Genomic DNA, 25834 nt, shown 5'->3' with positions numbered 1-25834 from the left:
GGCGGGCGGCGCCCCGGATGCGCTCCCGACGGCCGGACACGAGAATGGCGAGTGCCGGAAGAACACGTAGGAGGCGGCATGAACGCTGAGCCCGACAAGACGTCCATGGGGGATCGCCCGACGCCCGACCGGCTGCTCCACGCCGGGTCGGAGGGCGAGTTCACGGCGGAGGACCTGGTCCTCGCCTCCGGTCGTGACGTGAATCCGAAGACCCTCGCCTGGGCCGAACGCCGAATGGAGCAAAAGGGGCGCGCCTCCATGGACGAGCTCCTGCCCTAGGGGGTGTCGTCACATTCCCGTCTGCCCCGCGGCCCCAGCTACCGCTGGGAGGTACCCCCAGGCACGCACTCTCGCCGCACCGGGCGAAAGCCCACGTACGTCCAGTACGTGGGCTTCCACCCGGCACGCCGGGAGCACGCACCCTTTGCTCGTCTAGGCCAAGACGTACCGTTCGTCTCTCTCCCGCCCCCCCCGGCCCCGGATCGGCTCGCCCGAACCGGGGCCGCGGCCTTCCGCATTTGTGAAACACGTTCTACCGTGGCCGCCGTCGCAGACGCGCCGCCACGGGAGGCCCCGCATGCACCTCGAATACACGCCCGCCCAGAACAGCCTGCGCGCCGAGCTGCGTGCGTACTTCTCCGAGCTCGTCCCGGACGACGTCCACACCCGCTACGAGGACCCCGCCGCGCAGAAGCGCTTCTACCGGGAGACCGTCCGCAGGCTGGGCGCGGACGGCTGGCTCGGGGTGGGCTGGCCCGTCGAGTACGGAGGGCGCGGACTCTCCCCGATGGAGCAGTTCATCTTCTTCGACGAGGCCGCCCAGGCCGGCGTACCCCTGCCGCTCATGGCCCTGAACACCGTCGGGCCGACGATCATGCGGTACGGCACCGAGGAGCAGAAGGCGTACTTCCTGCCCCGCATCCTCTCCGGGGAGATCGACTTCGCCATCGGCTACAGCGAGCCGGACGCGGGCACCGACCTGGCCGCGCTGAAGACCCGCGCGGTACGGGAGGGGGACACGTACGTCGTCAACGGCCAGAAGATCTGGACGACGAACGGCGACACCGCCGACTGGGTCTGGCTCGCCGTCCGCACCGACGTCGACGCCCCGCCGCACAAGGGCATCACGATGCTCCTCGTCCCGACGAGCGACCCCGGCTACTCCTGCACGATCATCAACACCCTCGCCTCGCACGACACGACCGCGAGCTACTACGACGACATCCGCGTCCCCGCGTCACGCCGCGTCGGCGAGGAGAACAAGGGCTGGCGCCTCATCACGAACCAGCTCAACCACGAGCGCGTGACGCTCGCGGCCCACGGGACCATGGCGATCCGCGCCCTCCACGACGTCCAGCGCTGGGCCGCAGACACACGGCTCACCGACGACCGGCGCGTCCTGGACCTCCCCTGGGTCCGCCGCACGCTCGCCCGCACCCACGCCCGGCTCGACGCGATGAAGCTCCTCAACTGGCAGATGGTCAACGCCGTCCAGAACGGCACCCTCACCCCCCAGGACGCCTCCGCCGTCAAGGTCTACGGCTCCGAGGCCCGCCGCGACGCGTACGCGGCCCTCATGGAGGTCGTCGGCGCGGCGGGCGCCCTCAAGGAGGGCTCGGCGGGCGCGGTCCTCCACGGCGAACTGGAACGCGGCTACCGCTCGGCCGTCATCTTCACCTTCGGCGGCGGCAACAACGAGATCCAGCGCGAGATCATCTCCTGGATCGGCCTGGGCATGCCCCGCGTCCGCCGCTGAGCGGGTTGTGACGAGGCCTTTTGGTCGGCATTGAAGCCGGAACCTCCGTGCGAGGTGAGCGATAGCCCTGAACAGCGCATGGGGCCCCGTGTCCGTGAGTCCGGGCTCCGGTTGAGGCCCCGCGTCATCGGCGTAGCGTGGAAATGATCCGACCGAGGAGCGGTGGCCATGGGCAAGCTCTCGAACGACCAGCTGCGCGAACGGGTACGCGGGACGGTCGTCACAGCCGACGACGACGCCTTCGACGAGGCACGCACGGTCCACAACGCCATGATCGACAAGAGACCTGCCGTCGTCGTGCGCTGCGTCAACGCCGGCGACGTCATGGCCGCGGTCGACTTCGCCCGCGAGAACGGGCTCGATCTGGCGGTTCGGGGCGGCGGGCACAGCGTGCCCGGCTTCGGGACGTGCGACGGCGGCGTCGTGGCCGATCTCTCCGGGATGCGAGGTGTCCGTGTCGACCCCGTGCGGCGGACGGCCCGCGCGGAGGGCGGGGCGACGTGGGGCGACTTCAACGCGGCGACGCACCCCTTCGGTCTCGCCACCACCGGCGGGATCATCTCCACCACCGGCGTCGGCGGACTCACTCTCGGCGGCGGCATCGGCTATCTGGCCCGAGGGGCCGGCCTGAGCTGCGACAACCTCGTCTCGGCCGATGTGGTGACCGCGGACGGCCGGCTCGTCGTCGCCGACGAGGAGGAGAACGCCGACCTGTTCTGGGCGCTGCGCGGAGGCGGCGGCAACTTCGGCGCCGTGACGTCGTTCGAGTACCGGCTCGCCCCCGTCAAGGACATCTACGGCGGACCGATGCTCTTCGAGCTGGAGGACGCGGCCACCGTCTTTCGCGCCTTCGCCGACTACATCGCCGACGCACCGGAGCAACTGGGCGGGTTCCCCGCCTTCCAGATCGCCCCGCCGCTCCCGTTCATCCCGGAGGACCGGCACGGTGACACCTTCGCCCTGGTCGTGGCGTGCTGGTCCGGACCGCTCGACGAGGGCGAGAGCGCCCTGCGTCCCCTCCGCGACTTCGCGCCGGTGGTCGCCGAGCACGTCGGGCCCATGCCGTACCCGGCGCTCAACAGCGCCTTCGACGCGCTCGTGCCGCCCGGCCTCCAGCACTACTGGAAGGCCAACTTCGTGAGCGAGCTCACCGACGCCGCGATCGAGGCGCACGTCCAGTACGCACCCGGGCTGCCCGCCGTGAACTCGACGGTCCACATCTACCCGATCAACGGTGCCTGCCACCGGGTCGCCCCGGACGCCACGGCCTTCGCCTACCGGGACGCCTCGTTCGCCACCGTCATCGCCGGCATGTGGCCCGACCCCTCCGCCAACGAGGCCAACATCGGCTGGGTCCGCGACTACTACGAGGCCACCGCCCCGCACTCCGAGGAGGGCGGCTACATCAACTTCATGGCCGACGACGACCAGGACCGGATCAGAGCCAACTACGGGGCGAACTACGACCGTCTGGTCGCGGTCAAGCGGACGTACGACCCGGGGAACCTGTTCCACCTGAACCAGAACATCAAGCCCTGAGGCCCGCACCGGTGCCAACCATCCCTCTGATTCTGCCCTGTTTCCTGGTGCCACGTAGCAATCCTGGTCACAAGCGGGCGGTCACGGGAAGTACAGCGAGGCCTTCTGCAGGACGTGGCCCGTGAACAGGCCGCCCACGACCACCCGGCCCCGGTACATCGTGGTCCGTCTGGCGGCCGTGGCGGTCTCGATCGTCAGGGGGCGGCTGATCAGCGTGGTGCCCATGACCCGGGCGTCCTCGGCGGCCCACCGGACCGCCTCGGGGTGGACGCGCGTGCTCACCAGGGCGGGGAGCACCATGGCCGCGTTGCGGGCGCCGGGTATGCCCCTGCGCAGGTCCTTGGCGTAGCGCATGGCCCACCCGGTGAACTCGCCCAGGGTGGCCACGTCCACCTCGGGGACGGCGGCGGCGAAGACGAAGAGCTCGACCTTCGTGCCGAACCAGCGGACCTTGCGGTCGGCGCGGCTGCCGGCCACCACCCGGTGGTCGTCCCAGGGGGGCGAGGTCACCGTGCAGCCGTCGGCCGTCAGCCGTCCGTGGAGCGCTTCGAGGTACGCGGCCGCCGCGTCGGCGGTCGGCTCGGTCGCATGCGGGTTCATGCTGGGATCCTCCAACACCCTTGACCCGTAAGGGAAGAGGGGACTGATCGGCCAAGTGGAGTCGCCTTCGGCCGGGCCCGCCGATGACGTCGTGGGCCGGCCGCGCTACCTTGGGCCGGATGCAGCCACAGCAGCCGAACACCCCGCCCGTCCCCGCATTCGCCCCGGCAGCCCCCGAGCGGCCTCGCGGCGGCACCAAGGCCGTGGTGCTGTCCCTAGTGGGCGGCCTCGTGCTCGGTGCCGCGGCGATGGGCGGCGTCTGGGCGCTGAGTGCCGACGGCGCTTTCGCCGACGGGACTTCGGCGGCGGCGGACGCGCGGGCCGCCTGCCGGGCGCTCGACGGATTCGACGAGGACCGGTTCACGGAGAAGGGTGCCGGGGGCGACATCGCCATCAACCGCTATTCGGCGGCCGGGACCCTCTCGGCGTCCGCCGCGGCGGGCGACGCGACGTACAAGCCGCTCGCCCAGGCCATCCGCCGCTCGCAGGAACGCCACTCCCTGATGTTCGAGTTCGACGCCACGGCGAAGAAGGACCTGGCCGAGGCCCGCACGATCTGCGCGAACCTGTAGTCGGCTCAGCTCCTGGCCCTCGGGATCAACTCCTCAGGTGCGAGGCTCCGTTCAGGTCGAGAATCGTGCCCGATGACCACTCGGCGGCGGGGGAGGCGAGCCAAAGCACTGCCGCCGCGATCTCCTCGGCCGAGCCCACCCGGCCGAACGGGCTCTGCGCCCGGATCGCGTCGCCCTCGGGCCCCTCGACGCGCGGAGCGACCCGCTCCGTCGCGAAGAACCCGGGGGCGACCGAGGCGACGGCGATGCCGTGCGGCGCGAGCGAGACCGCGAGCGACTGACCCAGGGCGTGCACGGCGGCCTTCGTCGCCCCGTAGGCCGGATGGTCCGGCTCGCCCCGGAAGGCGCCGCGGGAGCCGATGTTCACGATCCGGCCGCCCCCGCCCTGGCCGATCATCCGGCGCGCCGCGAGATGGCTCAGATGGGCCGTGGCGAGCAGGTTCACGGCCACGTGCTGCTGCCACACCGCCACCCACTCCTCGTACGGGGTCTCCGCGAGCGGGTGCCGGATGTTCACCGCCGCGTTGTTCACCAGGACGTCGATCCCGCCCAGTGCCTCGGCCGCCGCGTCCACCACGGCCACCGCCCCGGCGGGGTCCGCGAGGTCGCCGCCGACCAGGGCGTGGCCGTCGCCGGCCAGGGAGGCGAGGGTCGTACCGGCCTCCTCCTCGCGCGAGCCGAAGTGGACGGCCACGCGGTCGCCGTTTGCCGCGAACGCCCGGGCCACCGCGCGGCCGAGCCCCCGTGACGCGCCGCTGACGAGCACGCGCCGGCCGGATGCGGGTACGTTCATGGCAGGAGTCTCCCTGTGATCGGAGCAGGTTCGGGGCAGGCGATGTGCGGATGATCCACACGCCGTGACGATACGTCCCCCGCCGCCCGGCCGAACGGGCGGAAGCCGCCCACGGCCCTGCTCCGATTGCGGACGCATGGGCATCGGGTCTGTGTGTGAGACGAGGACCCTCCCCTTGCACATCAGGAGCTCGGCATGTCGATGGCGTTCGGTTCCCCCTTCGGTTCCTTGGAAGCGCCGCCCGGATGGGCCCGCGTGGTGGAAATCGGCTGGTTGGCGTCGCCACTACTGCACAAACCGCCACTACGGCACAACCGCCACTAAGGCATATCCGCCACCACTGCATATCCGCTACTACGGCACATTCCACCCGAGAACGACAGGAAGCCCGTGCTCGTAGCCCAACGTGTTGATCGTCCCTGGATGCGGGTGCCCGAACTGCCGCGCGGCGGACGCGTCGAGCCCGAGCCGGCGCGCGGCGAGGATGCGTGACAGGTGGCCGTGCGCGACAACGGCCACGTCACCCTTGTCCAGCACCGGCCTGACCCGGCCCAGGAAGGCGTCGACCCGCACGGCCACGTGCCCGAGGTCCTCGCCGGCGTCGACGCCGTCGCGCCACAACTCCCAGCCGGGCTTGAGCTCCTGGATCTGCTCGGCGGTCAGCCCCTCGTAGCGGCCGTAGTCCCACTCGATCAGGCCGGCATCACGCTCCGCGCCGCTCAGCCCCGCCACTCGGCCGTCCGCACGGCCCGAGCCGGCGGGCTGCTGTAGACGGCGGCGAACTCCCGTCCGGCCAGCCGAGGCGCGAGCGCCCGCGCCGCTTCCTCCCCTGTTTCGGTCAGCGGCAGGTCGGTGCGGCCGGCATGCTGTCCGGTGCGGCTCCACGCGGTCTCACCGTGTCTGATCAATATCAACTCGCCCATGGCCGAGGACCGTATCCCGCGGACGGCACACGGCGCGGAGAGCGTCCGACCGGTTTCCCAAGGGCCGGGAATCCCGGGCGGCTTCCGGCGTAGCCTGGGCGCCATGAGGCAGGACGCCGACCCCGGGCTCTTCGGGCCCCGCTCCGTCACCTGGCAGCTGCACGGCGACCCCGTGATGTGGATCGCGGGTGTCCGCGCACTCTGGCTCCAGGCACTGCACCCCGTCGCCGTCCGTGGCGTCATGATCAACAGCAGCTTCCGGGAGGACCCCTGGGGGCGGCTCATGCGGACCGCGAACTTCGTCGGGACGCTGAGTTACGGGACCACCGAGGCGGCGGAGACGGCCGGCGCCCGCGTCCGCCGCATTCACCGGCTCCTCGGCGTGGACCACCCCGAACTCCTGCTCTGGGTCCACTGCGCCGAGGTCGACTCGTACCTCTCGGTCGCCCGCCGCTCCGGCATCCCGCTCACCGACGCCGAGGCCGACCGCTATCTCGACGAGCACCGCGTCTCCGCCCGTCTCGTCGGCCTCGACCCCGACACCGTCCCGGGCTCCGCCGCCGCCCTCGCCGACTACTTCGCGTCGATACAGCCCCGCCTCGAAGCCGGACCGGACGCGCGGACCGTCGAGGCCTTCCTGCGCAGACCGCCGGTGAAACCCGCCCTGGTACCGGCGCGCGAAGTGATCTGGCGGCGCGTGACGGCGCTCGCCTACGACACCCTGCCCCCGTACGCCCACGCGCTCTACGGCACGCCCGCCCCGGCGCCCGGAACCGTCACCCACCGGCTCACCGCGACCGCCAATCTCCTCCGGTGCATCCCCGACCGCCTGCGCTGGCGGCTGCCGCCCCGGCACATCCTCCGGGCCATGGACCGCCTCGGCCAGGACACCCGCCCCGCCCCCTTCGCCCGCCGCGGCACACAGGGCCGGCCGGGTGCCGGAGCACGCTCCCACCCCTGACACGCGCCCTACCCGTACCCACTGTCGGAGGCTGCGGCCATACTGGACATGTCGGGGAGGGTGCACAGAAGACGGGGGCGACACCACACGATGGGGGACAGCGGGCTGATCCAGGGGCGATACCGCCTGCACGAGGTCATCGGCCGGGGCGGCATGGGCGAGGTCTGGCGTGCCACGGACGAGGCACTCGGGCGCGGCGTCGCCGTGAAGTGCCTCAAGCCGCTCGGTCCGCAGCGCGACCCCCACCTCCTGTCGGTGGTGCGCGAGCGCTTCCGCCGCGAGGCCCGCGTCGCCGCCGCCCTCCAGCACCGCGGCATCACCGTCGTGCACGACTTCGGCGAGTACGACGGCGTGCTCTTCCTCGTCATGGAGCTCCTGGAGGGACGCAACCTCAGCCAGCTCCTCTCGGCCAACGCCAAGCACCCGCTGCCCGTCCAGGACGTCGTCGAGATCGCCGACCAGGTCGCCGACGCCCTCGCGTACACGCACCGCCAGGGGATCGTCCACCGCGATCTGAAGCCGGCGAACATCATGCGGCTCGCGGACGGGACGGTGAAGATCTGCGACTTCGGGATAGCGCGGCTCGGCACCGACATGGGCTTCACCTCAAAGCTCACCGGGACCGGCATCGCCATGGGCACGCCCCACTACATGTCCCCGGAGCAGATCGGCGGCGGCGAGGTCGACCACCGCAGCGACCTCTACTCACTGGGCTGCGTGCTGTACGAACTGGCCACCGGCGCCCCGCCCTTCGACCTGGACGACTCCTGGGCGATCCTCATCGGGCACCGCGACACCGTGCCGAGCCCGCCGCGCTCGCACCGCGCCGAGCTGCCCCCGTACTTCGACCGGATCGTCGTCGACCTGCTCGCCAAGGTCCCCGAGGAGCGGCCGGCCGACGCGGGCGACCTGCGACGTCGGATCGTCTCGGGCCGCGTCGCCGTCCCGCCGCCCCTGAGCGTGCCCGTGTCGCTGCCGGTTCCGGGACCGGGCCGCCCGGGACAGGAGCTCGTGGAGACCGCGCCGTACCCGGCCCAGGGAGCCCAGGGAGCCCAGGGACCGGGCCCCCGCCCCGGCGCGCCCGCGTGGGCCCGCGGCATGAGCGGCGGACACCGGCCCGGCACCGCGGGCGCTCCGGCCGGCGTCGCCACGACGATGCCGCGCCCCGTCGCCCACGACCCGGCCGCGGCCGTGCTCACCACCGAATGGACCACCGCCACGCGCGCGTCGGACGCGAGCTCGCTCGCCGACGAGACGGGCGTCCGGGCCGTCCCGGCGCCCGAGCCCAGCGCGGAGCTGCTCGCGGTGCTCGCCGGCCGCTACCGCGCCGGGATCGGCCTCGGCAGGCTCGACCGCTGGGACGAGGCCGAGTCGGTGCACCGGTCCGTCGCCGAGCACCGCGCCCGCGTCCTCGGCGACGACCACCCCGACACCCTGACCAGCCGTTACGAGGTCGGCTTCGCGCTCGCCCGGCTCGACCGGCCCGCCGCAGCCCTGGACGTCTTCGACCGGGTCGCCGAGGGCCGTGCCCGGACCCTCGGCGACGACCACCCCGACACCCTGGCCGCGCGTCAGGAGCGGGCGTACGCGCTGGGCCGTCTCGGCCGGCACCCCGAGGCGTACGAGCTGTACGTCGCGGTGCTCGCCGCCCGCGAGCGCACCGTGGGCCGCGACCACCCCGACACCCTGCGCTGCCGCCACAACCTCGCCTTCACGCTCGGACGCCTGGGCCGCCTCGAGGAGTCGTACCGCACGGCGAACGAGGTCGCGGAGGCCCGGGCCCGGCTGCTCGGCGAGGACCACCCCGACACGCTGGTGACCCGCCACGAGGTCGCGTACACCCTCGGGCGGCTGGGGCGCGGGCAGGAAGCGCTCGCCCAGTACCGCGCCGTGGCCGACGCGCGCGCCGCGGCCCTCGGCGAGGAGCACCCGGACACCCTCACCGCCCGCTACGAGACCGGGGTCTGCCTCGGCCGCATCGGCCAGGCCGCGGACGCCCTGGACGTCTGCCGCGACGTCGTCGCGGCCCGCACGCGCGTGCAGGGTTCCGACGGATCCGAGACCCTGCGCGCCCGCCACGCCCTCGCGGTCAACCTCGGCCGCCTCGGGCGGTGGGCGGAGGCGGCCGACGAGTCCGAGAGCGTCCGCTCGACCCGGGAGCGCGTCCTGGGGGCCGACCACCCCGACACCCTCCTGAGCCACCGTGAGACGGCCGTCGCCCTCGGGCGGCTGGGCCGCTGGGAGGAGGCCCTGACGGCACACCGGGCGATCGCCGCGGCGCGCACCCGGACGCTGGGCGCCGACCACCCCGACACCCGCGCCGCCCTCGATGACGAGTCCCGCTGCCTGGAGCAGCTGGGCCGCGCCACCGAGGCCGCCCGGGGTCAGTCGCCCGGCGTCAGCTCCTTCGGGCCGTAGGGAGCCGCGGGCTCCCCGGTCATGAGCGCCCAGTAGCGGTCTCCGAAGGACCAGTGCCACCACTCCGTCGGGTAGTTCACCAGACCGGCGGAGCCCAGGACGGAACCGAGCAGCTCCCGGTGCGCGCGTGCCTCGGCGCCGATCGTGTCGGCGTCGGTGTAGCACGCTCCGGCGCTCTCCTCCGGGCCCGCGTTCATCCGGGTGCCCAGGTCCAGTTCGCGCCCGTCGGGCCCGACCAGGGTGAGGTCGACGGCCGCGCCCGCGCTGTGCGGCGCGATCTCGGGCGGGGACACGTACCGGCTCGCGGCCGTACGGATCCGGTCCGCCGGCCACTCCGGGTGGAGCGCGCGCAACTCGTCCGCGTACTCCTCGAAGTACTCCCGCTGGAGGGAAGGCGGCCGGTACCCCTCGACGAACAGCAGCCGCAGCCCGTCCGGGAGCAGCGACTGGGCCTTGAGCAGCCGCTCGACCACGCCTTCGCGCAGGTGGGCGAAGGAGCCTTCCGGGTCCTGCTTGCGCGGGTCGACCGACAGCTCTCCGACGCGCCGGACGTCCACGAGGCGCTCGCCGCACTCGGCCACGGGTATCGCGGCGACGCGCGGATCGGACATCAAGATGATCTCAGTCATGAGGTGATCTTCCCTCACGGCGTCGCAGGTCTCCCGGGCCTGCCACCGAGACCCACCGGTCCGCTTCCCCGCTTCCCGGTCTCCCCGTCTTCCCATCTCCCAATCTCCCAATCTCCCCGTCTCCCCGTCTCCCCGTCTCTCCGTCTCCCCGGTTCCCGGTCTCCCCGGTCTCCCCGGTCTCCCCGGTCTCCTCGGTCTCCCCGGTCTCTCAGGTCGTTCCCGGTCTTCCCCGCTCCACAGGTCCCGTGTGAGCATGAGCCATGACCGCCCGTGACCCGCTGCCCGGCGCCCCCGGCGCACCCCGCGCGTACGACGCCGTGATCGTCGGCGGCGGCCACAACGGCCTCGTCGCCGCCGCGTACCTCGCCCGTGCCGGACGGTCCGTCCTCGTCCTGGAGCGGCTCGGCACCACCGGCGGGGCGGCCGTCTCCACGCGGCCCTTCGCCGGGGTCGACGCCCGCCTCTCCCGGTACTCGTACCTCGTCTCGCTCCTCCCGGAGAAGATCACGCGGGACCTGGGACTGCGCTTCGCCGTACGGAAGCGGTCCGTCTCCTCGTACACCCCCAAGGGCGACAGCGGCCTCCTCGTCGGCGGCGGACCCGAGCGCACCAGGGCCTCCTTCGCCGCGCTCACCGGCTCCGACCGCGAGTACGAGGCATGGCAGGCCTTCTACGGGCGCACCGCCCGAGCCGCCCGCCGCATCTTCCCGACCCTCACCGAGCCCCTCCCCACCCGAGCCGGGCTCCGCGACCGCGTCGACGACGCCGAGACCTGGCGCATGCTCTTCGAGGACCCGATCGGCGTCACCGTCGAGCGGACCTTCGCCGACGACCTCGTGCGTGGAGTCGTCCTCACCGACGCCCTCATCGGCACCTTCGCCGACGCCCACGACCCCTCGCTCCTCCAGAACCGCTGCTTCCTCTACCACGTCATCGGCGGCGGCACCGGTGACTGGGACGTCCCCGTCGGCGGCATGGGCGCCCTCACGGACGCCCTCGCCGACGCGGCCCGGGCCGCCGGGGCGGACCTCCGCACCGGACACGAGGCCACCCGTATCGAGACCGACGGCCGCCGCGCCGCGGTCACCTACCGCACGGCCGACGGCGAGGGCACGGTCGAGGCGGGCCGGGTGCTCGTCAACGCCTCCCCGCAGGAGCTCGCGCGCCTGCTCGGCGAGACGCCCCCGCCGTCCCCGGAAGGCGCCCAGCTCAAGGTCAACATGCTGCTCACCCGGCTGCCGAGGCTCCGGGACCGCTCCGTCGACCCGCGCGAGGCCTTCGCCGGGACCTTCCACATCGCCGAGGGGTACGGGCAGCTGGCCGCCGCCCACGCCGAGGCCGCCGCGGGTCACCTGCCCACCGCCCCGCCCTCCGAGATCTACTGCCACTCCCTGACGGACCCGACGATCCTCGGCCCCGAGCTCGCCGCCCAGGGCGCCCACACCCTCACCCTCTTCGGGCTCCACACGCCCGCGCGCCTCTTCGTCGCCGACAACGACGGCGCCCGCGCCGCTCTCCTCAAGGCGACCCTCGCCCAGCTCGACGCCCACCTCGACGAGCCGATCGCCGACTGCCTCGCCCTCGACGAGGACGGCCGCCCCTGCATCGAGGCGAAGACCCCACTCGACCTCGAACACGACCTCCGCCTGCCCGGCGGCCACATCTTCCACCGGGACCTCTCCTTCCCGTACGGGGACGAGGGCCAGGACGCCGAGGAGAGCGCCGGCCGCTGGGGCGTCGAGACCCGCCACGCCAACGTGCTGCTGTGCGGCGCGGGCGCGGTCCGGGGCGGCGGGGTCAGCGGCATCCCCGGCCACAACGCGGCGATGGCGGCGCTCGGACGTTGACGCGACGAGCCCGCGCGTTGACGCCGGGACCGCCCCCACCGGCGGCGTGAAGCTGACCTGCGAGCGCGCTTAAGAAATCCTCGATGGACCAGGAGCCCTCCGTACGGAAGATTCCCTTCCAGGGATCTTGGGCGCTCGGTCGTGCCCGTGCCCCCACATCACAGGACACGCACGTCGGGAGCCGTTGCATTGAAGGCGCTGGTCAAGCTGAAGGCGGAGCCGGGACTCTGGCTCACGGACGTGCCCGAGCCGGAGACCGGCCCCGGGGACGTACTGATCAAGGTCAAGCGGACCGGTATCTGCGGCACCGACCTCCACATCCGCTCGTGGGACGGCTGGGCGCAGAAGACGATCGCCACGCCGCTGACGATCGGCCACGAGTTCGTCGGCGAGGTCGTTTCCGTCGGCCGTGACGTCGCGGACATCGCCGTCGGCGACCTCGTCAGCGGCGAGGGCCACCTCGTCTGCGGCAAGTGCCGCAACTGTCTGGCCGGCCGCCGCCACCTCTGCCGCGCCACCGTCGGCCTCGGCGTCGGCCGGGACGGCGCCTTCGCCGAGTACGTGGCACTGCCCGCCTCCAACGTGTGGGTGCACCGCGTCCCCGTCGACCTCGACATCGCCGCGATCTTCGACCCCTTCGGCAACGCGGTGCACACGGCGCTCTCCTTCCCGCTCGTCGGCGAGGACGTCCTCGTCACCGGCGCCGGCCCGATCGGCATCATGGCCGCCGCGGTCGCCAAGCACGCCGGCGCCCGCAACGTCGTCATCACCGACGTCAGCGAGGAGCGTCTCGCCCTGGCGCGCAAGACGGGCGTCACCCTCGCCCTCAACGTCGCCGAGCAGACCATCGCCGACGGCCAGCGCATCCTCGGCCTCAAGGAGGGCTTCGACGTCGGCCTGGAGATGTCGGGCAACCCGCACGCGATGCGCGACATGGTCGCCAACATGACCAACGGCGGAAAGATCGCCATGCTGGGCCTGCCCAGCGAGGACTTCGCCGTCGACTGGGCGAAGATCGTCACGTCCATGATCACGGTCAAGGGCATCTACGGCCGCGAGATGTTCGAGACCTGGTACGCGATGTCGGTGCTCCTGGAGGGCGGCCTGGACCTCGCCCCCGTCGTCACCGGCCGGTACGACTACACCGACTTCGAGGCCGCCTTCGACGACGCGGCCTCCGGCAAGAGCGGCAAGATCATCCTCGACTGGACTGCGGGAGCCTGACCCATGTTCGATTCCGTACGCGACGACATCCGCGCCACCCTCGAAGAGATCCGCGAGGCAGGGCTCCACAAGCCCGAGCGCGTGATCGGTACCCCCCAGTCGGCCACCGTCGCCGTCACCGCGGGAGGCCGCCCCGGCGAGGTCCTCAACTTCTGCGCCAACAACTACCTCGGCCTCGCCGACAACCCCGAGATCGTCGCCGCCGCCCACGAGGCCCTCGACCGCTGGGGCTACGGCATGGCGTCCGTCCGCTTCATCTGCGGCACGCAGGAGGTGCACAAGGAGCTGGAGGCGCGCCTCTCGGCCTTCCTCGGCCAGGAGGACACGATCCTCTACTCCTCCTGCTTCGACGCCAACGGCGGCGTCTTCGAGACGATCCTCGGCGCCGAGGACGCGGTCATCTCCGACGCCCTCAACCACGCCTCGATCATCGACGGCATCCGCCTCTCCAAGGCCCGCCGCTTCCGCTACGCCAACCGCGACATGGCCGACCTGGAGCAGCAGCTCAAGGAGGCCACGGAGGGCGGCGCCCGGCGCAAGCTGATCGTCACCGACGGCGTCTTCTCCATGGACGGCTACGTCGCCCCGCTCGCCGAGATCTGCGACCTGGCCGAGCGCTACGACGCGATGGTCATGGTCGACGACTCGCACGCGGTCGGCTTCGTCGGCCCCGGCGGCCGCGGCACCCCCGAGCTGCACGGCGTCATGGACCGCGTCGACATCATCACCGGCACCCTCGGCAAGGCCCTCGGCGGCGCCTCCGGCGGCTACGTCGCGGCCCGCGCCGAGATCGTCGCCCTGCTGCGCCAGCGCTCCCGCCCGTACCTCTTCTCCAACACCCTCGCCCCGGTCATCGCCGCCGCCTCCCTCAAGGTCCTCGACCTGCTGGAGTCCGCCGGCGACCTGCGAGAGCGCCTGAACGCCAACACGGCGCTCTTCCGCTCCCGCATGACCGAGGAGGGCTTCGACATCCTCCCCGGCGACCACGCCATCGCCCCGGTCATGATCGGCGACGCGGCCGTCGCCGGCCGTATGGCCGAGCTGCTCCTGGAGCGCGGCGTGTACGTGATCGGCTTCTCGTACCCGGTCGTGCCGCAGGGCCAGGCCCGCATTCGCGTGCAGCTCTCCGCCGCGCATTCCACGGAGGACGTGAACCGGGCTGTCGACGCCTTCGTCGAGGCCCGCGCCGCCCTCGAAGGCTGACGGCGGGAGCAGGGCTCCGGTCCTGCGAGACTAGGAACATGATCGAAGCGCGGCGGTTGCACATCCTCCGAGCGGTGGCCGACCACCGCACGGTCACGGCGGCGGCCGCCGCGCTGTATCTCACCCCCTCCGCGGTGTCCCAGCAGCTCGCCGCCCTGGAGCAGGAGACCGGCCACCGACTGGTCGACCGCAGTGCCCGCGGCGCGCGCCTCACCCCGGCCGGCGAGATCCTGCTCAGCCACGCGAACGCCGTCCTCGCCCAGCTGGAGCGCGCCGAGTCCGAGCTGGCCGCCTACGGATCGGGCGAGGCCGGTACGGTCACGGTCGCCGCCTTCGCCACCGGCATCGGGCTCGTGGTGGCCCCCGCCATCAGCGCGCTGGCCGACTCCGCCCCCGGCATCCGGGTCCGGGTCCGGGACGCCGAGGGCGACGAGAGCCTGATGATGGTCCTCGACCGGCAGGTCGACGTGGCCGTCGCGGTCGAGTACCGGGGCGCCCCCGGCGAGGACGACGCCCGGCTCACCCGCGTCCCGCTCTACGCGGAGCCCTTCGACGCGGTGCTGCCGTCCGGCCACCCGCTGTCGGCCGGCGAGCGGGTCGCGCTCGGCGACCTCGCGAAGGACGCCTGGATCGGCCAGTCCGCCGGCAACCCGTGTCATGACGTGACCGTCCTGGCCTGCGAGTACGCAGGGTTCGCCCCCCGCTTCGACCATGTCTCCGACGACTTCCGGGCCGTCGTCGCCCTCGCCTCGGCCGCGGCCGGGGTGGCGCTCGTCCCGCGGTCGGCGCTCCGGGGCATGGACCTGACGGACGTCGGCGTCCGCCCGGTGGACGGGGTCGCCCCCACCCGCCGGGTCTTCGCGGCCGTCCGCCGCGGCGCCGAGGACCACCCCCTGATCAGCCCGGTCCTCGCGGCGCTCAGGGACGCGGCGGCCCCGGGGGTCTGAGGGCGCGCGACGGACGCGCGGGCACGTGGCCGCGCGCCGACCGAATGGCCGCGCGCGTCCTGGCGGAGCCCGTACCGCCCCACCAGACTGGGCGTCATGGAAACCATGGTGTCTGTCAGTCAGGGCGAAGTCTGGGCGGACGACTCGGGAGGCGACGGGCTGCCGCTCGTCCTGCTCCATCCCGGCGTCGGTGACTCCACCGTGTGGGACCCGGTCCTGCCGGCGCTCACCGCGCGGCACCGCGTGATCCGCTACGACGTGCGCGGCTACGGCCGTTCACCCGCGCCCACCGCCGCGTACTCCCCGGTCCGGGACCTGTCCGAGGTCCTCGACCACTTCGGAATCGGGCGGGCGGTCCTTGTCGGCTCCAGCATGGGCGGGGCGACCTCGGTCAACATCGCCCTGGAGGCGCCCGGCCGGGTCGCGGGCCTGGCCCTCCTCGTCCCGGGTGTCACGGGATACGACGGGCTGGTGACGGGCGAGTTCTTCGAGCGTCTGGAAACCCTGGCGAAGGCCGGCGACACCGAGGGCATCGTCCGGCTCGGCCTGGGCCTGTGGGGGAAGGCCGGCGGCGGAAGCCCCGAGTCCGACCCGGTCGCGGCGGCCCTCTTCCGGGCCGTGCTGCCCGCCTGGTTCAGCAACATCGACCGTCAGCTCCCCGGCGAGCCCGCCTTCGACCGGCTCGGGGAGATCTCCGCGCCGACCCTGCTCGCCCTCGGCGAGCTGGACCGGCCGGAGGTCGTGCGCTGCAACGAGGAGATGGCGGAACGGATCCCCGGCTGCCGTCTCGTCCGGCTGACCGCCTCCGACCACTACCCGACGCTGCGCGAGCCGGAGCTCGTGGCGCGGCTGGTCGAGGAGTTGTACGCCGAGGCGGTCTGAGCCCGTGGGCCCCGGGTTCGCAGTCCGATTCCCGGGTCCTCCAGCCCCGGCCTGCGGGAGGTGCGTCCGCCGGCCGGGGGTGCCGCTCGTCTACCAGATGGTGGTGAAGCCGAGGCGCAGCCTCTCCTTGTCCTTCGCCACTTCGAGGGAGCCGGCCTTCACGGCGGCCGCCTCGGTCTCGGTCAGCGCGGTTCCGTAGAGCCGCACGTCGTCCAGGGTGCCGCGGAAGAGCTCCGCCACGCCGGCCGGCTGGTTGGGGAAGTCGGGGCGGGCCCCGATGTGGATGTTGAACTCGGCGGTCGGCGTGAGGTTCCGATCGGCCGCCGAGTTGCCCGCCTGCATGGTCGCGGTGGCAGGCGTTCCGCCGTCCACGGCGAGGCCGATGTTCAAGCCCTTACGCGTGAAGACGACGTGGTGCCACACGTCGTCGCCGTAGGCGGACGGCAGCGTCACCTCGGTGGAGCCGATGTCCGTGCCGACGGTGGCGCGCAGGACACCCGATCCCGGCTCGGCGCGGACCGAGAAGTGCCGGCCCTTCTTCAGCGGGTCGGTGCCCGGCATGCCGTACGCCCAGATGATCGGCAGCGTGCCGGTCGTCGACGCGTGCTTGAACCAGGCCGAGACGGTGAAGTCCTGGTCCTCGACGCGCAGGGTCGGCGAGCAGACGAGGCGCAGGTAGTCGTCCGTCCCGTCGAACTCCATGGCCTTGCCGCCGTTGCGGTACCCGAGCTGGGCCCCGCCGTGGACGACGGCGTGGTTGCCGGGCTCCTGGGGAGCCCGCTCGCGGGTGTCGGCCGTGCGCAGGCGGCGCAGCTCTGTCTCGGAGTCCTTCATGGCCTGCTCGGTGAAGGCGGTGAAGACGAGGTTGCCGTGCGGGATGTTGCCGGCCGTCTCGTACAGGACGCCGACGGCGCCGTTCGGCAGGACCGTCAGGTCGGAGTAGCCGGTGCGGGCCGGCGAGATCAGGGTGCCGACCGTCTTCCAGGTCTTGCCCTCGTCGAACGAGGAGCGGACGGCCAGCTCGCGCCGGTCCTCCAGCGGGCTGGGGCCGAGCCGGGAGGCGCCCGAATACAGCAGCTGGTCGGGCTTGCCGTCGTGGTCCTTGGCGTGCAGGCGCAGCAGCGAGCCGAACACCGGGGAGGTGTCCAGGTTGGCCACCGGGGTGAAGTCGGCCGCGAAGGAGCCGCCGCCGTCGGTGCTGACGGTCTCCAGTCGGTGCTCGTTGGTCCGGCAGCGCATGGGCTCGGAGTTGCGGGCGTTGACGTAGAGGCCGCCGTCGACGGTCTCGGCGACCGTCAGTTCGGCCGGGTACGCGCCGGTCTTGCTCGCCGAGGAGGTGGCGCCGAGCGCCCAGGTGAGGCCGCCGTCGTCGCTGTAGTACAGCTGGCCGCCGGCGGTCGTGTCGCCGCCCGCGGTGTAGTCGCCGGGGATGATCAGCCGGCCGTGGTGCGGTCCCCGGCCGAGCTGGATGCCGTGGCCCGGGCCGGTGGAGACCCAGCCCCAGCCGGCGCCCTTGAGCTGCGGCTGCGGGACGCTCGCTGACCAGGTCAGGCCGCCGTCCATGCTGTGGACGGCGTGGACCGTGCGCGAGTAGCCCTTGCGGCTGGGCTTGGCCGCGTCGCGGTTCCAGTCGCTGCTGGAGTACAGAAGGGTGATCCGGCCGGTGACCGCGTCCACCACGGGCGCGGGGTTGCCGTGGGCGAGCTCGTCGGAGCCGCCGACGACGACCTGGAGTTCCTGCCAGGTCGTGCCTCCGTCGAGAGACCTCTTGAGGACGAGGTCGTTGTCACCGACGTCGTTGCAGCCGGTCGTCACCAGCCGGGTGCGGCCCTCGGCGAAGGCGAGGAGGACGCCCGCCTTGCTGGTGACGACGGCGGGTATGCGCGTGCAGTAGTAGTTCTCGCGCGCCTTGAACGGCGTGGTGGACACCTGGGTCGCGAGCGGCGGCGCGGTCGTCGTGGTCGTCGACGCGACGGCGGACGAGGTCGGCATGACCGCGAGGACGACCGCGGCCAGGACCGCGAGGGACAGCGCGCACAGCCATGCGGACAGCGCGAAGCGGCGAGCACCGGGTGGACGGCGCTCGGACAGGGGCAGCATGAAGGAAGACCTCGTTAGGGATGCGAAAGCGAAGCGGAGGCGACGGACGACGGGGCGGCTGGGCCTTGACGCGGTTGTGCCGCGATCGTCAGCGGGCCGGGTGCGGCGGCCCCCGCGGAGCGGAAGGCACCGCGAACGGGCGACGCGACAGACGCTCGCCGCGGCGTTCGTCCCATCCCCCCGGTGAGATCTTCCGGCGGGGACGCTACCTCATATGATCATGATTGCGCAGTCGGTCCCGACGGTTCGTCAGCGCCCACTCAATCGGCCGACCTCGTCCAGCCGTTGGACTCGATCCGCGCCCCGTCCGCCGGCCGGGCCTCGTCGAAGACCGGCAGTCCCGCCCCGTCGAGGAGCCGCAGACCGTCCACGTACACGCCCCGTCCCACGTACCGCTGGTTCGTGGTGTAGCGCCAGCGCAGGAGGGCGGGCATGCCGGGCAGGGGCGCGGACACGGTGTGCCAGACGCGGCCGGACCAGCCGCCGACCGTGCCCGTCGGGTGCTCGGTGCGGTGCTCGGGGCGGTAATCAGTGCCGTGCTTGGTGGGGCGTTCGGTGCGACGCTCGGTGGCGAAGGGCACGGTCCGCCAGTTCGAGCCGCCGTCGACCGAGGCCTCCAGGGCGACTGTGTCGGCGCCCGGCTCGGTGTCCCACCACAGGGCACACTCCAGGTGTGCGGCACCTGTCACCTGAGGGAGCGTCAGGGTCGCCGTCGTGGCGCTCGCCATGCCGGAGAACCAGGCCGTCCGGCCCCGGGCGGGCCGGACGGGGACGGCGCGGGCCAGGTGGTTCGCCGCGGCGACCCGGGGTGCAGAGCCGGAGCGCCACGAGCGCACGGGATGGACCGAGTTGCCGAGGACGATCAGGAAGGCGTCGGTCGTCGGGTCGAGGACGAGACTGGTGCCGGTGAATCCGGTGTGGCCCGCCGTGCGCGGGGTGGCCATCGCACCCATGTACCAGTGCTGGTGCAGCTCGAAGCCGAGGCCGTGCTCGTCGCCGGGGAAGGCGGTGTTGAAGTCGGTGAACATCAGGTCGACGGAGTCGGGGGAGAGGATGCGGGCCCGGCCGTACGCCCCGCCGTTGAGGAGGGTGCGGGCCAGGACCGCGAGGTCCCAGGCGCGCGAGAACACCCCGGCGTGGCCCGCGACCCCGCCCATGGCATGGGCGTTCTCGTCGTGGACCTCGCCCCACACCATGCCTCGGTCCAGCCCCGACCAGGGGCTCCGGGCGTCCTCGGTCGCCGCGATCCCCGGCCGCCACGAGAGCGGTGGATTGAAACGAGTGCGGTGCATCCCGAGTGGAGCGGTGATCTCGTCGTGGAGCAGGGTGTCGAGCCCGCGAGCGGTGATCTCCTCCAGGATCAGCTGGAGCGAGATCAGATTCAGATCGGAGTAGAGGTACGCCGAGCCCGGCGGGTGCGCCGGCTTCTCTCCCCACAGCAGCCGCAGCCTCCCCTCCCGGGTCGGCTCCCGGTACAGCGGGATCCAGGACCGGAACCCCGAGGTGTGCGTGAGCAGCTGACGCACCGTGACGTCCTGTTTCCCGCCGCCCCCGAACTCCGGGAGGTACGCGGTGACCTTGGCCTCCAGCTCCAGGGCCCCGCGTTCGATCTGCTGCACCGCGAGGATCGAGGTGAAGAGCTTGGAGACCGACGCCAGGTCGAAGACGGTGTCCTCGGTCATCGGGATCCGCTCACCGGGCGGCAGCTCGACTCCCGTGTCCGTCTTCTCGTCGTACGCGGAGTAGCGCACCGCCGAGCCGATCGGCCGGTGCAGGGCGACGGTCCCGCCGCGCCCGGCGAGCAGAACGGCCCCCGCGTACCAGGGGTGTGTGGGGGAGGGGGCGAGGAAGGCCTCGGCGTCCGTGACCAGCCGGTCCAGGTGCGCGGGGAGCAGCCCGGCCCGTTCGGCCGACCCTCGCCGCAGCGTGGTCCGCCGCGCCGTGCGCCCGGGCCCCGCCCACCGAGGGCCGGGCTCGGCATCCCCGGGCCCCGAACCCCCGGGCCCCGCGTCCCCAGGCCCCGGAGCCGCCGCGGCCCCCGGCACCGAACCGATCATCACCGCACCTCCCAGTGCCAGCACCGCGCCGCCGAACGCGCGGCGGCTCAGAACTCCGTCTCGTACCGCATCCTCCGTCATGCCCACCCTCTCCCACGGCGGGCCGCGGCGAAACGTCGACGTACCCGTCCGCGCAGGACCGGTGACAAAACAATCTGACGCTGCATCAGAAAATCTCTTCCCTCCGTCGCGCGGCTGCGGCATCCTGCCGCCCATGAAGACGGAGCTGAGTCGCACACTGGGGATCGAGCACGCCATCTTCGGCTTCACGCCCTTCCCCGCGGTCGCCGCCGCCCTCACCAGAGCCGGCGGATTCGGAGTCCTCGGCGCGGTGCGCTACACCGCGCCCGACGATCTCGCCCGCGACCTCGACTGGATGCAGGAACACACCGACGGGCTGCCCTACGGCCTCGACGTCGTGATGCCCGCGAAGAAGGTCGAAGGCGTGAGCGAGGCGGACGTCGAGGCCATGATCCCCGAGGAGCACCGCGCGTTCGTCCGCGCGACCCTCGCCAAGCACGGCGTACCCGAACTCGCCGAGGGCGAGGCCTCCGGCTGGCGCATCACGGGCTGGATGGAGCAGGTCGCGCGAGGCCAGCTCGACGTCGCCTTCGACTACCCGATCAAACTCCTCGCCAACGCCCTCGGCTCCCCGCCACCGGACGTCGTCGCCCGCGCCCACGACCACGGCGTCCTGGTCGCCGCCCTCGCGGGCAGCGCCCGGCACGCCCGCCACCACGCCGAGGCCGGCATCGACGTCGTCGTCGCCCAGGGGTACGAGGCGGGCGGCCACACCGGCGAGATCGCGTCCATGGTCCTCACCCCCGAGGTCGTCGAGGCCGTGTCCCCGCTACCCGTGCTCGCGGCCGGCGGCATCGGCAGCGGGGAGCAGATCGCCGCAGGCCTGGCCCTCGGCGCCCAGGGCGTCTGGCTCGGCTCGATCTGGCTCACCACCACCGAGGCCGACCTGCACTCGCGCGCCCTGACCGCCAAGCTCCTCGCGGCGGGCTCCGGCGACACCGTCCGCTCCCGCGCGCTGACCGGCAAGCCCGCGCGCCAGCTCCGCACCGAGTGGACCGACGCCTGGGACGACCCGGCGGGACCCGGCCCGCTCCCCATGCCGCTCCAGGGACTCCTGGTGGCCGAGGCCGTCTCCCGGATCCAGAAATACGAGGTCGATCCGCTCCTCGGCACGCCCGTCGGGCAGATCGTCGGCCGGATGAACTCGGAGCGCAGCGTCCAGCAGGTCGTCGACGAGCTCACCCGGGGCTTCGAGAAGGCCGTCGACCGCATCAACCGCATCGCCGGACGGAGTGAGGCATGAGCCAGTCGGTCACACCCACCGGATTCTGGGCCCAGGCGGCAGCCGACCCCGGCCGTACGGTGCTCGTCGCCCCCGACGGCGAGGAGTGGACCGCCGGGCGGCTGCACGCCGAGGCCAACCGGCTGGTCCACGGGCTGCGCGCCGCCGGTCTGGAGCGCGGCGACGCCTTCGCCGTCGTTCTGCCCAACGGCCCCGAGTTCTTCGCGGCCCATCTCGCCGCCACCCAGGCCGGGTTCTACCTGGTCCCCGTCAATCACCACTTCGTCGGCCCCGAGATCGCCTGGATCGTCGCCGACTCCGGCGCGAAGGTCCTGCTCGCCCACGAGCGCTTCGCCGAGGCCGTGACCCTCGCCGCCGACGAGGCCGGCCTCGCCGCCACGCACCGGTACGCCGTCGGGCCGATCCCCGGATTCCGCCCGTACGCCGAACTCCTCGACGGCCAGGACGACGCCGCACCCGCCGACCGCACGCTCGGCTGGGTCATGAACTACACCTCCGGTACCACCGGACGCCCCCGGGGGATCCGCCGCCCACTGCCCGGCAGGCTCCCCGAGGAGACCCCGCTCGGCGGCTTCCTCGGCATCTTCGGCATCCGGCCCGGCGACGGCAACGTCCACCTCGTCTGCTCCCCGCTCTACCACACGGCCGTCCTGCAGTTCGCCTCCGCGGCCCTGCACATCGGGCACCCGCTCGTCCTGATGGACCGGTGGGCGCCGGAGGAGATGCTGCGGCTCATCGACCGGTACGCGTGCACCCACACCCACATGGTCCCCACCCAGTTCCACCGGCTGCTCTCCCTTCCGGCCGAGGTGCGCGAGCGTTACGACGTCTCCTCCATGCGCCACGCCATCCACGGCGCAGCGCCCTGCCCCGAGCACGTCAAGCGGGCGATGATCGAGTGGTGGGGCCGGAGCGTCGAGGAGTACTACGCGGCCAGCGAGGGCGGAGGAGCCTTCGCCACCGCCGAGGAGTGGCTGAAGAGGCCAGGCACGGTCGGCAGGGCCTGGCCGATCAGCGAGCTCGCCGTCTTCGACGACGACGGGAAGCGCCTGCCGCCCGGCGAACTGGGCACCGTCTACCTGAAGATGAACACCGGCGGCTTCCGGTACCACAAGGACGAGGCGAAGACCGCGAAGAACCGCATCGGCGACTTCTTCACCGTCGGCGACCTCGGCGTACTCGACGCGGACGGCTACCTCTTCCTCCGTGACCGCAAGATCGACATGATCATCTCGGGTGGGGTCAACATCTACCCGGCCGAGATCGAGGCCGCGCTCCTCACCCACCCGGCCGTCGCGGACGCCGCGGCCTTCGGCATCCCGCACGCCGACTGGGGCGAGGAGGTCAAGGCGGTCGTCGAGGCGGCCGAGGGGTACGAGCCCGGGCCCGCGCTCGCCGACGAGATCCTGACCCACTGCGGCGACCGCCTGGCAGGCTTCAAGCGCCCCAGGACGCTCGACTTCGTCACCACCATGCCCCGCGACCCCAACGGCAAGCTGTACAAGCGCCGTCTGCGCGACCCGTATTGGGAGGGTCACGACCGTCCGCTCTAGACTTCGTGCGCGAGGCGGTCTCCCCAGGCGACCGCCTCACCGTTCGGCACGGAGCTCGAGAGGGACGACACGATGGTGGGCCGCGATCCGTTCGTTCTGGACGACTCCGTACTGGACGACCCCGTGGGCGAGTCCCTCCGGGGCCGTCATGCCCATCTCGCGCGCAGCGTCGGCCGCGCCGTCACCTATCTGTCGGACGTCTCGACCTTCGCCGCCGTGTCCACCGACCCGGACCCGGCGCGGTGGGACGACCTCACCGAACTCCTCGGCCGGGACGCCTTCGCCGACATGTTCAGCTGCCCGGTGCTCCCGCCTTCGCACTGGGAGCCCGTCTTCGTCCTGGAAGGCCGCCAGATGATCCGGCCGGACGGTGCCGCGTCCGCGACTCGCGGAGACGCGGCGGACGACGGCGTGGTCGAGCTGGGCGCGGAGAGCGTGCCCGAGATGCTGGACCTGGTCGAGCGGACGCGGCCCGGGCCCTTCTGGTCCCGGACCCCCGAACTCGGCACCTACCTCGGCATCCGTGAGAAGGGCGCCCTGGTGGCCATGGCCGGCGAGCGGCTCCGGCCCCCTGGGTGGACCGAGATCAGTGCGGTCTGCACCGCGCCCGAGGCCCGCGGGCAGGGCCACGCCGCCCGCCTGGTGGGCGCGCTCGCGGCACGCATCGAGTCGCGGGGCGAAGGTGCCTTCCTCCACGTGGCCGAGGCGAACACCGGCGCGATCGCCCTCTACGAGAAGCTCGGCTTCGAGACCCGCAAGCACGTGACCTTCCGCGGCTTCCGCACACCGTAGGGGTCAGCTGCTCATCAGCTCGTCCAGTTCGGCCGCGAAGAGCCGGGCCGGATCGAAACCCATGCCCGTGAAGTGGCCGGCGAGTTCCAGTGACAGGACGCCGTGCAGGCGGGTCCAGAAGGTCAGGAACCGGTGGAGGGCCCCGGACGGGGCGTGGTGTCCCGCGGCCCAGTCGCGGTGGTCCTCCAGGTGGCTGTCGAAGGAGGTCGCCGCGCCCGCACGGGGGAGCGCCGCGCACGCGTCGAGCAGCGTCGTCATGATCTCGGAGGAGATGGCGGTGGTGTCGGCGGGCGCCTGGTAGCCGGGCACGGGCGTGCCGTAGACCAGGAAGTACCGATGTGGGTCCGTCAGGGCCCAGTCGCGCAGGGCGTGGGCGAGGCCGGACAGGTCGGCACCGGCAGCCGAGGCCTCGTGCAGCGTGTCGGCGAGACTTCGGTACGCCTCCCGGACGAGCTCGGTGATCAGGTCGTCGCGGCTGGCGAAGTAGCGGTAGAGCGCCGGTCCGCTCATGCCCATCTGCTTGGCGATCGCGTTGAGGGAGAGCGCCGAGGCTCCCGCCGTGGCCATCTGTTCCCAGGCGTGCCGCGTGATCTCCGCCCGCACCTGGGCCCGATAGCGCTCCCGTGGGGAGTCCGTGCCCGTCGTCGCCATCGCCCGCCTCCTCGCCGCTCATCCCTGCTACAACCTCAAGGGTTGGCGAGAAGTTATCACGCACCCGTTGACCCGTCACCGGGCGGCGAGTTACAACCTCTAACGAAAGCGTGATGCTCTCGCGAACTCGACCGACAGAGGAGAACTCCATGTCCGGCACCCGCAGTCCCCGCAGCACTCGCCACACCTCCGGCGCCCGCCGCGCCGTCATCCGCGCGGCCCTCGTCACCGTCCCGGTCGTCCTCGGCCTGCTCGGTACCGCCGCCGCTCCCGCCGGTGCTTCAGTCGGCTCCCGGGCGTCCCTCACCTGCCGCGGGGAAGGCGTCGCCCCCGACGCCCTCGTTCGCCACCGCACCGAGATCGTGATCAACGCTCCGATGCGCACCGTCTGGAAGCTCCAGACCGACGTGGAGAGCTGGCCGTCCTGGCAGGCCCCCGTCGAGTCCGTCGAACGCCTCGGTCACGGCCCCCTCCGCAGGGGTTCGGCCTTCCGGTGGACACTGCCGATCCCGCCCATTCCCTCCATCCCCGCCACCAGTCTGGACATCACCTCGACCGTGCGGCAGATCAAGCACCACACGTGCATCCGCTGGACCGGCCCCGCGATCGGCGACGGGCTGCACATCGACGGCGTCCACGTGTGGAACTTCACCGAGGTCAAGGGCGGTGTGCGGGTCAGCACCGAGGAGACCCACACGGGCCCCCAGGTCGAAGCGGACGTGCCCACCGCGAGCGCGCTCCTCCGTGGGGGCCTCGAAGCGTGGCTGCGGGACCTGAAGGCCGCCGCCGAAGCCCCCGCCCGGGGCCTGGAGCACTGACCCGCGTGCGGGGTCACGTCCCAGGCACGGCCCGCGTGCGGGTGAGCGCCGGGACCAACTGCGCCTCCTCGTACGTGACGTGCTCCTCCAGTCGGGTCGCCAGCCGGTCCACCTCGGTCCGGAGGACCGCCGGCGCGGGGCGCGGCGGCGGATGTTCCTGGAGACCCTCACGGCGTACGAGCGCACCCTCAGCGACCCCTTGGACTGACCGAACCGGGCGAAAGCCCCCTTTGTGGCAGGATGCG

Annotated in this window: 24 protein-coding genes; 16 read left to right on the top strand and 8 right to left on the bottom strand. The window is 72.6% G+C overall.

From position 1 onward, the window contains the following. Nucleotides 1–78: 78 nt before the first annotated feature. The 3 genes from IE124_RS31295 to IE124_RS31285 all read left to right on the top strand — a co-directional run bounded on the left by IE124_RS31295 (nucleotide 79) and on the right by IE124_RS31285 (nucleotide 3295). A complete protein-coding gene (locus IE124_RS31295) occupies nucleotides 79–279 on the top strand; it encodes a hypothetical protein (RefSeq protein WP_150273225.1) in 201 nt (66 codons plus the stop codon). A 298-nt stretch (nucleotides 280–577) separates the two neighbouring features. Then, complete coding sequence (locus tag IE124_RS31290) at nucleotides 578–1756, top strand: acyl-CoA dehydrogenase family protein (protein ID WP_189512940.1); 1179 nt, start codon at nucleotides 578–580, stop codon at nucleotides 1754–1756. A gap of 168 nt (nucleotides 1757–1924) precedes the next feature. Continuing rightward, a complete protein-coding gene (locus IE124_RS31285) occupies nucleotides 1925–3295 on the top strand; it encodes an FAD-binding oxidoreductase (protein ID WP_189512938.1) in 1371 nt (456 codons plus the stop codon). A gap of 81 nt (nucleotides 3296–3376) precedes the next feature. On the opposite strand, the gene IE124_RS31280 is transcribed toward IE124_RS31285, so the two are convergent. After that, nucleotides 3377–3895, bottom strand: a complete 519-nt coding sequence (locus IE124_RS31280) for a hypothetical protein (RefSeq protein ID WP_189512936.1) — start codon at nucleotides 3893–3895, stop codon at nucleotides 3377–3379. Nucleotides 3896–4014: 119 nt separating this feature from the next. On the opposite strand from IE124_RS31280, the gene IE124_RS31275 reads away from it, so the two are divergent. Next, a complete protein-coding gene (locus IE124_RS31275) occupies nucleotides 4015–4467 on the top strand; it encodes a hypothetical protein (protein WP_189512934.1) in 453 nt (150 codons plus the stop codon). Between the two features lie 25 nt (nucleotides 4468–4492). Here the strand turns inward: IE124_RS31275 and IE124_RS31270 are convergent, their stop codons facing one another. The 3 genes from IE124_RS31270 to IE124_RS36055 all read right to left on the bottom strand — a co-directional run bounded on the left by IE124_RS31270 (nucleotide 4493) and on the right by IE124_RS36055 (nucleotide 6183). Further along, entirely contained in the window at nucleotides 4493–5260 is a 768-nt protein-coding gene (locus IE124_RS31270) for an SDR family NAD(P)-dependent oxidoreductase (RefSeq protein WP_189512932.1), read from the bottom strand. Nucleotides 5261–5614: 354 nt separating this feature from the next. Then, a complete protein-coding gene (locus IE124_RS31265) occupies nucleotides 5615–5992 on the bottom strand; it encodes a histidine phosphatase family protein (RefSeq protein WP_370468846.1) in 378 nt (125 codons plus the stop codon). Continuing rightward, nucleotides 5980–6183 (bottom strand): histidine phosphatase family protein, encoded by a 204-nt coding sequence (locus IE124_RS36055; protein ID WP_370468845.1) that lies wholly within the window; start codon nucleotides 6181–6183, stop codon nucleotides 5980–5982. Before IE124_RS36055 ends, IE124_RS31265 begins: the two co-directional genes overlap by 13 nt. A 103-nt stretch (nucleotides 6184–6286) precedes the next feature. On the opposite strand from IE124_RS36055, the gene IE124_RS31260 reads away from it, so the two are divergent. Both IE124_RS31260 and IE124_RS31255 read left to right on the top strand, forming a co-directional pair. Continuing rightward, nucleotides 6287–7144, top strand: a complete 858-nt coding sequence (locus IE124_RS31260) for an oxygenase MpaB family protein (protein ID WP_189512930.1) — start codon at nucleotides 6287–6289, stop codon at nucleotides 7142–7144. Nucleotides 7145–7234: 90 nt separating this feature from the next. Beyond that, on the top strand, nucleotides 7235–9562 hold the full coding sequence (locus IE124_RS31255) for a serine/threonine-protein kinase (RefSeq protein WP_189512928.1): 2328 nt from the start codon (nucleotides 7235–7237) through the stop codon (nucleotides 9560–9562). Here IE124_RS31255 and IE124_RS31250 read toward each other — a convergent pair. Then, nucleotides 9529–10191, bottom strand: a complete 663-nt coding sequence (locus tag IE124_RS31250) for a M15 family metallopeptidase (RefSeq protein ID WP_189512926.1) — start codon at nucleotides 10189–10191, stop codon at nucleotides 9529–9531. The two genes, IE124_RS31255 and IE124_RS31250, sit on opposite strands and share 34 nt — an antisense overlap. A gap of 260 nt (nucleotides 10192–10451) precedes the next feature. Here IE124_RS31250 and IE124_RS31245 point away from each other — a divergent pair, with 260 nt between their 5' ends. The 5 genes from IE124_RS31245 to IE124_RS31225 all read left to right on the top strand — a co-directional run bounded on the left by IE124_RS31245 (nucleotide 10452) and on the right by IE124_RS31225 (nucleotide 16294). After that, nucleotides 10452–12038 (top strand): phytoene desaturase family protein, encoded by a 1587-nt coding sequence (locus IE124_RS31245; protein WP_189512924.1) that lies wholly within the window; start codon nucleotides 10452–10454, stop codon nucleotides 12036–12038. A 189-nt stretch (nucleotides 12039–12227) separates the two neighbouring features. After that, on the top strand, nucleotides 12228–13262 hold the full coding sequence (gene tdh / locus IE124_RS31240; protein ID WP_189512922.1) for an L-threonine 3-dehydrogenase: 1035 nt from the start codon (nucleotides 12228–12230) through the stop codon (nucleotides 13260–13262). Between the two features lie 3 nt (nucleotides 13263–13265). After that, the gene (locus IE124_RS31235; RefSeq protein ID WP_150273297.1) at nucleotides 13266–14465 is read left to right on the top strand and encodes a glycine C-acetyltransferase; all 1200 of its coding nucleotides are present in this window, start codon (nucleotides 13266–13268) and stop codon (nucleotides 14463–14465) included. A 38-nt stretch (nucleotides 14466–14503) separates the two neighbouring features. Then, nucleotides 14504–15412, top strand: coding sequence for a LysR family transcriptional regulator (locus IE124_RS31230; RefSeq protein WP_189512920.1), 909 nt, complete (start codon nucleotides 14504–14506; stop codon nucleotides 15410–15412). Between the two features lie 96 nt (nucleotides 15413–15508). Then, nucleotides 15509–16294: an alpha/beta fold hydrolase gene (locus IE124_RS31225; RefSeq protein ID WP_229833066.1), complete on the top strand. Its 786-nt coding sequence runs from the start codon at nucleotides 15509–15511 to the stop codon at nucleotides 16292–16294. A gap of 90 nt (nucleotides 16295–16384) precedes the next feature. Here the strand turns inward: IE124_RS31225 and IE124_RS31220 are convergent, their stop codons facing one another. Then, nucleotides 16385–18394, bottom strand: a complete 2010-nt coding sequence (locus IE124_RS31220) for a sialidase family protein (protein WP_189512918.1) — start codon at nucleotides 18392–18394, stop codon at nucleotides 16385–16387. 260 nt (nucleotides 18395–18654) lie between these two features. Next, nucleotides 18655–20532, bottom strand: a complete 1878-nt coding sequence (locus tag IE124_RS31215) for a serine hydrolase domain-containing protein (protein WP_189512916.1) — start codon at nucleotides 20530–20532, stop codon at nucleotides 18655–18657. 133 nt (nucleotides 20533–20665) lie between these two features. Between IE124_RS31215 and IE124_RS31210 the strand changes: the two genes are divergently transcribed. The 3 genes from IE124_RS31210 to IE124_RS31200 all read left to right on the top strand — a co-directional run bounded on the left by IE124_RS31210 (nucleotide 20666) and on the right by IE124_RS31200 (nucleotide 24120). Then, entirely contained in the window at nucleotides 20666–21775 is a 1110-nt protein-coding gene (locus tag IE124_RS31210) for an NAD(P)H-dependent flavin oxidoreductase (RefSeq protein WP_189512914.1), read from the top strand. Next, nucleotides 21772–23328, top strand: a complete 1557-nt coding sequence (locus IE124_RS31205) for an acyl-CoA synthetase (RefSeq protein WP_189512912.1) — start codon at nucleotides 21772–21774, stop codon at nucleotides 23326–23328. Before IE124_RS31210 ends, IE124_RS31205 begins: the two co-directional genes overlap by 4 nt. A gap of 72 nt (nucleotides 23329–23400) precedes the next feature. Further along, entirely contained in the window at nucleotides 23401–24120 is a 720-nt protein-coding gene (locus IE124_RS31200; protein WP_189512910.1) for a GNAT family N-acetyltransferase, read from the top strand. A gap of 3 nt (nucleotides 24121–24123) precedes the next feature. Here the strand turns inward: IE124_RS31200 and IE124_RS31195 are convergent, their stop codons facing one another. Continuing rightward, nucleotides 24124–24771 carry a TetR/AcrR family transcriptional regulator gene (locus tag IE124_RS31195; protein ID WP_189512908.1) on the bottom strand — a complete coding sequence of 216 codons (648 nt, stop codon included), beginning with the start codon at nucleotides 24769–24771 and terminating at the stop codon, nucleotides 24124–24126. A gap of 149 nt (nucleotides 24772–24920) precedes the next feature. Here IE124_RS31195 and IE124_RS31190 point away from each other — a divergent pair, with 149 nt between their 5' ends. Both IE124_RS31190 and IE124_RS35455 read left to right on the top strand, forming a co-directional pair. After that, on the top strand, nucleotides 24921–25589 hold the full coding sequence (locus tag IE124_RS31190; protein WP_189512906.1) for an SRPBCC family protein: 669 nt from the start codon (nucleotides 24921–24923) through the stop codon (nucleotides 25587–25589). Between the two features lie 79 nt (nucleotides 25590–25668). Then, nucleotides 25669–25797, top strand: a complete 129-nt coding sequence (locus tag IE124_RS35455; RefSeq protein ID WP_268246767.1) for a hypothetical protein — start codon at nucleotides 25669–25671, stop codon at nucleotides 25795–25797. Nucleotides 25798–25834: the final 37 nt, after the last annotated feature.

The organism is Streptomyces narbonensis (genome assembly GCF_014649015.1).
Lineage (GTDB): Bacteria > Actinomycetota > Actinomycetes > Streptomycetales > Streptomycetaceae > Streptomyces > Streptomyces narbonensis.
The sequence above is the reverse complement of the archived record's forward strand: the minus strand, read 5'-3'. Positions and strand labels throughout refer to the sequence as shown.

What these genes read in the sequence shown, in the direction of transcription:
- IE124_RS31295 (WP_150273225.1), top strand. Translation starts at nt 79, where the DNA reads ATGAACGCTGAGCCCGACAAGACGTCCATGGGGGATCGCCCGACGCCC.
- IE124_RS31290 (WP_189512940.1), top strand. Translation starts at nt 578, where the DNA reads ATGCACCTCGAATACACGCCCGCCCAGAACAGCCTGCGCGCCGAGCTG.
- IE124_RS31285 (WP_189512938.1), top strand. Translation starts at nt 1,925, where the DNA reads ATGGGCAAGCTCTCGAACGACCAGCTGCGCGAACGGGTACGCGGGACG.
- IE124_RS31280 (WP_189512936.1), bottom strand. Translation starts at nt 3,895, where the DNA reads ATGAACCCGCATGCGACCGAGCCGACCGCCGACGCGGCGGCCGCGTAC.
- IE124_RS31275 (WP_189512934.1), top strand. Translation starts at nt 4,015, where the DNA reads ATGCAGCCACAGCAGCCGAACACCCCGCCCGTCCCCGCATTCGCCCCG.
- IE124_RS31270 (WP_189512932.1), bottom strand. Translation starts at nt 5,260, where the DNA reads ATGAACGTACCCGCATCCGGCCGGCGCGTGCTCGTCAGCGGCGCGTCA.
- IE124_RS36055 (WP_370468845.1), bottom strand. Translation starts at nt 6,183, where the DNA reads ATGGGCGAGTTGATATTGATCAGACACGGTGAGACCGCGTGGAGCCGC.
- IE124_RS31260 (WP_189512930.1), top strand. Translation starts at nt 6,287, where the DNA reads ATGAGGCAGGACGCCGACCCCGGGCTCTTCGGGCCCCGCTCCGTCACC.
- IE124_RS31255 (WP_189512928.1), top strand. Translation starts at nt 7,235, where the DNA reads ATGGGGGACAGCGGGCTGATCCAGGGGCGATACCGCCTGCACGAGGTC.
- IE124_RS31250 (WP_189512926.1), bottom strand. Translation starts at nt 10,191, where the DNA reads ATGACTGAGATCATCTTGATGTCCGATCCGCGCGTCGCCGCGATACCC.
- IE124_RS31245 (WP_189512924.1), top strand. Translation starts at nt 10,452, where the DNA reads ATGACCGCCCGTGACCCGCTGCCCGGCGCCCCCGGCGCACCCCGCGCG.
- IE124_RS31235 (WP_150273297.1), top strand. Translation starts at nt 13,266, where the DNA reads ATGTTCGATTCCGTACGCGACGACATCCGCGCCACCCTCGAAGAGATC.
- IE124_RS31230 (WP_189512920.1), top strand. Translation starts at nt 14,504, where the DNA reads ATGATCGAAGCGCGGCGGTTGCACATCCTCCGAGCGGTGGCCGACCAC.
- IE124_RS31225 (WP_229833066.1), top strand. Translation starts at nt 15,509, where the DNA reads ATGGAAACCATGGTGTCTGTCAGTCAGGGCGAAGTCTGGGCGGACGAC.
- IE124_RS31220 (WP_189512918.1), bottom strand. Translation starts at nt 18,394, where the DNA reads ATGCTGCCCCTGTCCGAGCGCCGTCCACCCGGTGCTCGCCGCTTCGCG.
- IE124_RS31215 (WP_189512916.1), bottom strand. Translation starts at nt 20,532, where the DNA reads ATGACGGAGGATGCGGTACGAGACGGAGTTCTGAGCCGCCGCGCGTTC.
- IE124_RS31210 (WP_189512914.1), top strand. Translation starts at nt 20,666, where the DNA reads ATGAAGACGGAGCTGAGTCGCACACTGGGGATCGAGCACGCCATCTTC.
- IE124_RS31205 (WP_189512912.1), top strand. Translation starts at nt 21,772, where the DNA reads ATGAGCCAGTCGGTCACACCCACCGGATTCTGGGCCCAGGCGGCAGCC.
- IE124_RS31200 (WP_189512910.1), top strand. Translation starts at nt 23,401, where the DNA reads ATGGTGGGCCGCGATCCGTTCGTTCTGGACGACTCCGTACTGGACGAC.
- IE124_RS31195 (WP_189512908.1), bottom strand. Translation starts at nt 24,771, where the DNA reads ATGGCGACGACGGGCACGGACTCCCCACGGGAGCGCTATCGGGCCCAG.
- IE124_RS31190 (WP_189512906.1), top strand. Translation starts at nt 24,921, where the DNA reads ATGTCCGGCACCCGCAGTCCCCGCAGCACTCGCCACACCTCCGGCGCC.